Raw genomic sequence first — 8078 nt, 5'->3', positions numbered from 1 at the left:
GTTCGTGGGTGCTGCGTGTTGCTTCATGGGGCCGAGGTGTGAAGCTGGAGGCGGCCATCCTCGATCATCTGATGTTGGTCGCAGGTTCGAATCCTCGGCAGGGCTACATGCAGACGGTCCCGCGTCTGACCTGCAGGTTTCTAGCGGCTTGTTGGTGGTTGAGGGCAGTTTCCAGGTCGGCGACCGCGTGGGTGGCGCCTGATGACCGCAGGGAAGCGGAACTCGGAGGCTCCGTCGGCTTCTGATCCTGATGTAGCGGTGCGGGCAGTCACGGTGATCATGGGCACGGTCGTCGGGCTCACGTTCCTCTTCGGCTTCGGCAACGTCCTCAGCCTTGCCCTCCGCCTGGGCGTACCTGTCTGGGTGGCGCCGCTCGTCGCGCCCGCGGTCGACCTGACCATCCTCGGAATCCTCCTGGGCACTCGGTACCTCGTGGTCCGGGGCGTTGCTGCTGACGTGCTCCGTCCGCTCCGTCGGTTGTTGATCTTCGCCAGCGTGGTCACGTTGGCGTTGAACGTGGCGGATCCACTCGTTGCGGGCGACTACGGGAAGGCGGCGTTCGACGCCGTGGGACCGCTGCTGTTGATCGGGTGGTCCGAGGCTGGCCCCGGCCTCCTGCAAGCGATGATCGAAACCTGCCGGGCGCCGTCGCGTCTTCACCCGGAGGAGGGCTCAGCGGTCGGCGACGGGGAAGTGGTTGGCGCCGTGTTGGTCCATGCCCAGGGCGGAGACGTCCGAGGCGGTCCGGAGGAACGACCGGCTTCGTGTCCTCGGGGTGAGGCTGTCGATGACGATCTGCTGGATCGGGCGAGGGAGGAGGACGAACGTCACTGGAAGCAGTACCGGCGTCCTATCTCGGCGGAGACGTTGCGGAAGCGACTCGGCGTCGGAGCGGCTCGCTCGCGGGGCCTGGTCTCGGCGGTCCGGTCTGGGCAGGTGGCGGGCGTGTCCCTGCATTCCGCGCAGACCGGATGACGAACGGGGTGAGTGCCCTGGCTCCTTCCGGAGAGCGGAGAGGGGCATCTGTGGGTGACCAGTGCGTGGAGCTGTCCGATGCGATCGAGGTTGTGCAGGAGCTGCTGGTCGCGGCGCAGACGTTCGGCCGGCAGGCGGCCGCCCGGACAAAGTCGTCGACCTTCGGCGTGGGGACGGTATCGATCGACTTCGACGGTGGAGCGAGGAGCGTCGTCGGCGGTGCTGGTGGCGCGGTTCTCGGTCGTCACATTGTCCTCACGGTTGGGCCTCGTTGGCCGAGTGCTCTGGCGAAGTCAGGATGTGCCAGGTATGTTCAATTCGTGTCAACAAAGTCGACCGAGATGTGCTTGGACCTGCCGCTATACGAGAGCATCGAGTTCGCCCACAGTCCCCTCGTCCTCGTTGCCGCCCAGATCAACTTCGAAGAAGTCGGCGAAGACGTGCAACACGCGCAAGCGCGTGACATGCAGAAGAGCATGCCCCCTGAGTGGACGGTCTTGCAGAACGCGCCCCAGTTCAGGACGACACTCACGCCCACGGGGGCGGTGAATGAGCCCAAGCGATCCGCGTATCGGTTGGGCACTGCGGACGGGGCATGGTCGCTCGTGATCAACCCCGACAGCGTGACGCTGGAGACTCGCTCCTACCGGAGCTGGGACGACATGTTTGAGAAGCTGACTACGATCGCAGCGGCGGTGGCGGGGGTTTTCGACCCGGCACAAATTTTGCGGGTCGGGGTCCGGTATGTGGATCAGGTGCCCCTGCCCGACGGACGTGATTCGTGGCAGGGTTTGATCCCGGATTCCCTCCTCGGTGCAGGGCTTCACCCAGTGCTTGGCCAGGCCATCGTGGGATCCGAGCAGCGACACCTGCTCCAGATCGACGACCAGGCCCGATGCCTCGTTCGTCATGGCATGATGGCGGATGAGCGCCAGCGGCCAGGGGGTGTCTACTTGCTTGACTACGACGTCTTCAACGAGCATCCGTCACCGTTCGACGTCCAGAAGGTCCGTGATGTCGCCGACCGGCTTCATTCGTACGCGGGGTCGTTGTTCCGCGTCTGTCTCACAGACGAGTTGTACGCGATCTTGAGGGGCTAGGTCATGTTCAAGTCTCCGACACGGATCACGACGTTCGATGAACCTGAGCCGCTCGGTGCGTACACCACGGCAACCGACGCGCGACTCGGAACGGCGTGCGACGACCTGCTCGCGCAGATCGACCGGATGCTGGCTCCCGAAGAGGACACGCGCTTCGAAGCAACACGTATCAGCAGCTACCCAATCGCTCATGAACCCTTGTTCGGCACGCTGGTACATGACACCCCGGCGGTGTTCCTCGCCGGATGGAGCGACCCTGACGCAAGCTGGCTGCTCGGTCATCGGCCAGCTGTCCAACGGCCCGATGAGGCCGGGGAGGCAACCGCGCAGCTGGATACCAGCATGCGGGAGATTCAATCTTGGCTCGGCATCGGTCTCGCTCTCGTCGTCAGAGCTGTAGGTATCAGCCGGGGAACCGTTTACGCCTGGCGTGAACGCAACAGCACGCCCCGCCCTGCCACTGTCGCCGCGGTGCTGCGGGTGCACGGCCTCGTTTCGGCCGCCGTTCGTTCGGTCGGTGTCGATGTGACGCGGGCCTGGTTCCACGCCGGCGAGCCTTCCCCGCTGGACGATATGGTTGCGGCCCAAGGCGATTTGGTTCTGCTGCGCAAGGTTTCATCGCGAGTGCGCAGGGAACTGCTCAAAGTGCCTCTGCCTCAGCCGAACCCGCTACTGTCGGTCACCGTCAATGATCGGGCGGAATGACCGCCGATCTGGGACGCTCGGGCGACTGGCCTGATGGACTCGCCGACCGACTCGCCCGCTTTCGCCAAGGCTACATTGTCGAGGACGTACCGCTTTTCTTCGCCAACCTCGGTGCTGCCGAGTTGTGGGAGCACGCGCGCCACCTCATAGGAAGCGGACCGCCTGAGATTACGGTCGAGCCGGGCGGGATCCTTCACCACGCAATGATTCTCACGCAGGGTTGCGACATTATGCGTAAGAATATTCCGTGGGTCACGCTGGCGCCCGTCTACGATGCAAGCACGCGCCTCACCCCTGAACAGATCAGTAGCGCGCGGGGCGGGAAAACACTGCATCTGCTGCCACTGACAGCCGCGTGGACTCACGGTGAGCCTTGGTTCGTTGACCTCCGTCTTGAACTACCCGTTGAGAAGTCCGCTCTCCTCGATCGCGAGCCGATCGAACCGTTCGTTGACGAGGTCGATTACCGGCGCCTGTCTGAGCGTCTGGCGATTCGCAGACAACGCCCCGATCTCCCAGAGGACGTGCTCGATCACGTCGTCGGCCCGCTGTTCGACGCTGTCCGCGCCGAGCCAGATGCCGGAGCCGCCCTGAACCAGAGCGTGTACGAGGTCCGGTTGCAGTGCAACGACGCGCTGACGCCATCGGTTGTCACGGTCTTCGTGCTTGCCAAAGACGGCGAGGAGCCTGACGAGGGCGGGTGGGTGCGCATCGTCGGATCGATCTACGGCGCTGCCCAGGAACACGGGCTTACCATCATTGGCCCCGAGGTCGTTGGACTCGATGAGTTGACGGCTCGCGACTATGTCACAAGCGCCCTGATCACCGACGTAGAATCCTCATGAGCGAGCGCGTGAACAGCGCAACCTTTGGGTGACAGATGATTTGCCGGAGGTTACGAGGCTTGACGGGCGATCGCTGATGCGAGGGTGGCCATGTTGTCGCTCAAATGCGTCAGCGAGGTTGTACCTGGGATCAGGAGCGTGTGTGGTGAATCGTCGAGGTGGAACCTGAAGATGTTCTGGAGTTGTTCTCGCACAGGCAGTTCCGGTTGCAGTGCTTGGCCGCCTGCGAGTGGGCGGTAGGGGACGTAGGCGATGTTGTTGTGCTGGCAGTGGTTTCGGACTGCGTGGTCGGGGTTGGCAGGGTCGCGGTAGTTCTGGACCGCGGCGATCGGGGTGAGGGTTTCGGCCTGCGCCAGCTGGTCCAGGGTGACTTTGGACAGGCCGATGTGGCGGATTTTTCCTTGCTGGCGTGCGGTGATCAGCGCGCCGACTTGGTCGTTGAGCGGGATGCGCGGGTCGATGCGGTGGAGGTAGTAGAGGTCGATCGTGTCGCGGCGGAGGCGGGTGAGGCTTTGGTCGATGCAGGAGCGTAGGTAGTCGGGGTGGCCGTAGTGGTCCCATTCGCCGGGGCGTGTTCGTCGGATGCCGCCCTTCGTGGCGAGCGCCAGGGTGTTGTCGTAGGGGTGCAGGGCGTTGGCGATGAGGGTTTCGCAGGCGTGGGGTCCGTAGCAGTCGGCGGTGTCGATGTGGTTGAGGCCGGCGTCCAGAGCGGCGCGGAGGACCCGGGTGGCGTGCGCGGGGTCGGAGGGCGGGCCCCAGCGGTCGCTGTTGCCGGTGAACTGGATGGTGCCGAGCCCGAGCCGGGTGACCGGGATGTCCCCGCCGAGCAGGAAGGTGTCGAGGACAGGTGTTCGTGTTGAGGCGTTCATAGGTTGTCCCACAAGGAGTGTTGGTCGGATGGCGGGGAGAAGGGGGTGCCGTCCAGGTTCAGGCCTGCCACGGCCATGAGCCCACCGAGCGTGGCTTCCGCCGGTGTGGCGTCGTGCATGAACGTGCGCAGGAGGGCCGCGGTGCCGACGGTGTCCCAGAGGGCGCGGTGCGGCTGGCTGCCGGGTGCGGCGTGGGTGATGTCGTCGGACAGGGACAGTCGGTCGAGCCAGGCTTGGAGTCCGTGGCCTGTGCGGAGTTCGGGGTGGCGGTGTTTGGCGAGGCGCAGGGTGTCGACCAGGCCGATCGGTGAGGCCTCGGGGAGGACGGTGTGCAGGAGGCGCCAGTCGACGCGGACGTTGTGCCCGACCAGCGTCGCGTCGGCAACCAGGTCGATGATGGCGGGGGCGACCTCATCGAGGACGGGTGCGTCGCGGAGGACGGTGTTGGTGATGCCGGGTGAGGTCCAGGGCCCGCGGGTGATGGTGCGTTGCGGGTCGATCAGCGTGCTGAACGCGTTGTCCACGTCGGGTGTGCCGCGGTGGATCGGGACCAGGGCGATCTCCAGCAGTGCTTCGCCGGCGGGGTCCTGGGGGCCGCTGCCTTCGACGTCGATGGCGACGAGGTGGGCGTCGGTCCAGGGGGCGGTGTCGTCCGGCACGAGTGGCTCCGTTCGCAGTGCGGGGGTGGTCACTCGTCATCGAAGCGGGTCTGGTGCTCCAGGTCACGGCGAACCTCCGCGATGTGGTGCTGATCTGCCTCATCGGGGGTGAATCCGACGAGGGAGCGGCCGTGGTTGCCGTGGAAGTGCGGCAGGGTCGTGTCCCAGATCTGGTAGCCGGTCTGGTGCTGGATGGGGTAGCGCTGCTGCTCGCTCAGGCCGCGGGTCCAGACGTGTCCGTCGTCGAACGCGACCGGCGAGGAGTACCCGAGGGTGTCGAAGATGGCGTCCAGCTCACTGGTGGTGGGGGCGCGGTGGGCGTCGCGGCACAGGGTCTGCTGGGCGAGCGGGCAGATGTCGCAGAGGTCGTTGACGCCCCAGTGTCCATTGTAGTCGGCGACGCCGTGGGCGGCGGCGACACCGCAGGATGTCTTGCGGTACAAGGGTGTGCTGATGCCTGATTTCTTCCACGCAGCGACGACTTTCTCGTCGATTTCCGCGGGCATGGCCTTGCGGCGTGCGACGTCGTCGAGGCCGTAGGGCAGCGGGATGCCGAGCGAGGTGATGAATTCCGCGTTCTCGGGTTTGTGGTAGTAGCCGGTGAACACGATGCCGTCGGCGTCGCGGCCGGCGTCGAGGACACGGTTCATGGTGTCGGGGTGGTCGTTCCAGCCCGGCACGATCGGCCGCCAGTAGAGGATGACCTTGGTCCGGCGGCCGGGTGTGCGGCCGGCGGTCTGCAGGGAGGTGAGGGTGATGGAGCTTTTCGCGATGGGCTCGATCCGGGTGTCCTCGATCCCGGAGTAGGTGAACAGCAGCGTGACGCGCAGGTGGGTGAGCGACTCCAGTTCGGCCATGTCGGCGTCGGTCACGCGGAAGCGGGTGATCAGCAGGACCAGGTTCGTCAGCCCGCGCCGGTCCAGGTCGTGCAGGGCGGCGAACAGTTCGGGCTTGACCGCGGGAAGGAACGGGTCGGTGGCCTTGTTGTAGAGCTGGATGGGGGTCACGTGCGGGGCGAAGCCGGGGTGGTCGACGAGTGCTTGCACGGCGTTGGCGGTGGTTTCGATCAGCTGCGGGATCTTCTGCTCGAAGTTGCCCCAGAAGTGGCGGACGCAGTAGGCGCAGTCCAGCGGGCAGCCGATGATGTTGTTCATCGACAGGCCGCTCTTGCGGTAGCCGATGAACTGGGCCATGTACGGGTCGAGGCGTGCGATCTGTTCGGCCGGCATCATCCGCAGGGCGCGGGTGCCGCGGGAGATGGCTGTGTCGAGCGCGACGGGTGTACGGGTCATGGGTGCGGTACCTCCGGAGTGTCCTGTGCGGTGGCGGGTGGGCGGAGTAGTTCTGCGGCGCGGTGCCCGCCGAGCCAGATGTGGAAGTCGCGCCAGGCCGCGGTGGCGTCGTCGGAGCTGTGGATGAGGTTGTCGACCAGCCGGTGCTCCCGGCGTGCCGCGGCGAGGCTGTCGGCGCCCAGATCGGCGCGGATGGTCCCCGGCTTGGCGACGATCGGGTCGAAGTCGCCGAGCAGGGCGCGGGCCCGCGCGGGCGCGTCGCCTTGCGCGTGGTGGCCGAGGGCGACGACGACCTGGTGGCCGACGTAGCGGTGCCGGAGGCAGCCGGCGACATCGACGTCGAGCCGGTGCCGGTGGACGAACAGGTCCCAGTAGTGGGTGAAGATCTGCCAGTCCTGCACCGTGATGCGCTCGGCTACGACGAGGGTGACCGCGGCGGCGACCCGGTCCAGGACGGGGTTCACCAGGTCACGTTCGAGGCAGTCGGGTTTGAGCAGCACCACAGTCCACTGTGTCCAGTCCACAGGTGCGGCGACGGGCACGCCGGTCATGCTCTGTCCCAGCCGAGAACGTCGGGCGAGGGGACCCGAGCCGGCCATTTGTGGTGCAGTAGCCACCAGTGGCTGGGGTCGAGCGAGGCGAGCATGTCCTCGTCGATCGGGCGCCCGGGCTCGTGAATGAGGTGGCGGTGCAGCTCCAGCAGCGCGATCAGCCGTTGCCAGTACGCCGGAAGCCCGGTCTTGGCCAGGGAGTCGAGGGTGTGGCTGATCCGGTTGGCCCGCAGCTGTGCTTCCTGCGCGCAGACCTCCTCGACCATCGCGCGCGTGGTACTGACCGGCATCGGCGTCACCGGCAGCGACGATGGCCGTGCCTGGCGGGCTTCGGCGACGATGGCGCGGGCTTTCGCCAGGTGCTGGTCGCCGATGTGCATCGACCCGACGTGGTGCGTGTACGTCCCCAGCCGCAGGTCGAGCAGGCGCGCGGCCAGCTCCTGGATGAAGGTGAAGGAGAAGACGTCGGACACCAAGCCCTGGAAGGCGTCGTTGGCGCGCATGTAACAGACCGCGTGCAGGCGGTCCTCGCGTTTGAAGAGCTGAAACGCGATGGTGCACGACACGTCGGGGTGCTCGCCGTCGCCGACTTCGTGGGCGCCGAAGATCGGGATCACGGCGCGTTTGGTGTCGGGATCCTCGCGGATCAGGTCCAGTGTCGCGTCGAAGGCCGAGCGCCGGCCGGGGCCGGGCGTGCGGAACAGGCGGGTGCCGTAGGCGGCGCCGGCGATGGTGACGCCGTCGGGGGAGTAGCCCGCCATCCTCGGCGCGTAGTAGCGCATCATCGCCAGGTCATCGCGCCCACCGAGGAACCACAGCACCTCGGCCAGGTTGAACACGATGTTCGCTTTGCGGGAGGCGAACATCGGGACTCGCGCCGCGGGATTGCCTAGCTGGAAGGACACGTTCAGCCGTTCCGGCCCGGCGTTGCCGCGGGTGCTGATGTGTCCCGACGCTCGGGTGAGGTCGGTGAGCACCGCGGCGTACGCGTCGTGGAAGCTGCGGAACGACGACGGTGACAATGAGCGCCTTCCGGGCGGTGCGGGCTCTGGCATCACGGCTCCTCACTCGGCACGGCGGCG

Annotated in this window: 9 protein-coding genes; 4 read left to right on the top strand and 5 right to left on the bottom strand. The window is 66.4% G+C overall.

The genetic code is table 11. The features are described 5' to 3' along the window. The first annotated feature begins 201 nt into the window (after positions 1 to 201). The 4 genes from BMY97_RS43285 to BMY97_RS43270 all read left to right on the top strand — a co-directional run bounded on the left by BMY97_RS43285 (position 202) and on the right by BMY97_RS43270 (position 3625). Complete coding sequence (locus tag BMY97_RS43285; protein ID WP_245787798.1) at positions 202 to 975, top strand: hypothetical protein; 774 nt, start codon at positions 202 to 204, stop codon at positions 973 to 975. 65 nt (positions 976 to 1040) lie between these two features. Next, positions 1041 to 2075: a TIGR04255 family protein gene (locus BMY97_RS43280; protein ID WP_177231830.1), complete on the top strand. Its 1035-nt coding sequence runs from the start codon at positions 1041 to 1043 to the stop codon at positions 2073 to 2075. Positions 2076 to 2078: 3 nt separating this feature from the next. Then, entirely contained in the window at positions 2079 to 2780 is a 702-nt protein-coding gene (locus tag BMY97_RS43275; protein WP_091629165.1) for a hypothetical protein, read from the top strand. After that, positions 2777 to 3625 (top strand): hypothetical protein, encoded by an 849-nt coding sequence (locus tag BMY97_RS43270; RefSeq protein WP_091629163.1) that lies wholly within the window; start codon positions 2777 to 2779, stop codon positions 3623 to 3625. The genes BMY97_RS43275 and BMY97_RS43270 overlap by 4 nt, the downstream gene beginning before the upstream one ends. A gap of 50 nt (positions 3626 to 3675) precedes the next feature. Here BMY97_RS43270 and BMY97_RS43265 read toward each other — a convergent pair whose 3' ends face one another. From BMY97_RS43265 to BMY97_RS43245, 5 genes are read right to left on the bottom strand one after another with little or no spacing between them, the layout of a single operon-like run. After that, entirely contained in the window at positions 3676 to 4494 is an 819-nt protein-coding gene (locus BMY97_RS43265; RefSeq protein ID WP_091629161.1) for an aldo/keto reductase, read from the bottom strand. Further along, positions 4491 to 5153: a 3'-5' exonuclease gene (locus BMY97_RS43260; RefSeq protein ID WP_091629159.1), complete on the bottom strand. Its 663-nt coding sequence runs from the start codon at positions 5151 to 5153 to the stop codon at positions 4491 to 4493. The genes BMY97_RS43265 and BMY97_RS43260 overlap by 4 nt, the downstream gene beginning before the upstream one ends. Positions 5154 to 5182: 29 nt before the next feature. Continuing rightward, on the bottom strand, positions 5183 to 6445 hold the full coding sequence (locus tag BMY97_RS43255) for a hypothetical protein (protein WP_091629157.1): 1263 nt from the start codon (positions 6443 to 6445) through the stop codon (positions 5183 to 5185). Continuing rightward, positions 6442 to 6996, bottom strand: coding sequence for a nucleoside-diphosphate kinase (locus tag BMY97_RS43250; RefSeq protein WP_177231829.1), 555 nt, complete (start codon positions 6994 to 6996; stop codon positions 6442 to 6444). The genes BMY97_RS43255 and BMY97_RS43250 overlap by 4 nt, the downstream gene beginning before the upstream one ends. After that, positions 6993 to 8051 (bottom strand): thymidylate synthase, encoded by a 1059-nt coding sequence (locus BMY97_RS43245; RefSeq protein ID WP_091629154.1) that lies wholly within the window; start codon positions 8049 to 8051, stop codon positions 6993 to 6995. The genes BMY97_RS43250 and BMY97_RS43245 overlap by 4 nt, the downstream gene beginning before the upstream one ends. Between the last annotated feature and the right edge of the window lie 27 nt (positions 8052 to 8078).

Origin of the sequence: Amycolatopsis saalfeldensis, from assembly GCF_900110575.1 — a bacterium.
Taxonomy (GTDB): domain Bacteria; phylum Actinomycetota; class Actinomycetes; order Mycobacteriales; family Pseudonocardiaceae; genus Amycolatopsis; species Amycolatopsis saalfeldensis.
This window is presented reverse-complemented; position numbering and strand designations above follow the sequence as displayed.

Coding starts and splice junctions, on each gene's coding strand:
- BMY97_RS43285 (WP_245787798.1), top strand. CDS start 202: ATGACCGCAGGGAAGCGGAACTCGGAGGCTCCGTCGGCTTCTGATCCT.
- BMY97_RS43265 (WP_091629161.1), bottom strand. CDS start 4,494: ATGAACGCCTCAACACGAACACCTGTCCTCGACACCTTCCTGCTCGGC.
- BMY97_RS43255 (WP_091629157.1), bottom strand. CDS start 6,445: ATGACCCGTACACCCGTCGCGCTCGACACAGCCATCTCCCGCGGCACC.
- BMY97_RS43250 (WP_177231829.1), bottom strand. CDS start 6,996: ATGACCGGCGTGCCCGTCGCCGCACCTGTGGACTGGACACAGTGGACT.
- BMY97_RS43245 (WP_091629154.1), bottom strand. CDS start 8,051: ATGCCAGAGCCCGCACCGCCCGGAAGGCGCTCATTGTCACCGTCGTCG.
- BMY97_RS43275 (WP_091629165.1), top strand. CDS start 2,079: ATGTTCAAGTCTCCGACACGGATCACGACGTTCGATGAACCTGAGCCG.
- BMY97_RS43270 (WP_091629163.1), top strand. CDS start 2,777: ATGACCGCCGATCTGGGACGCTCGGGCGACTGGCCTGATGGACTCGCC.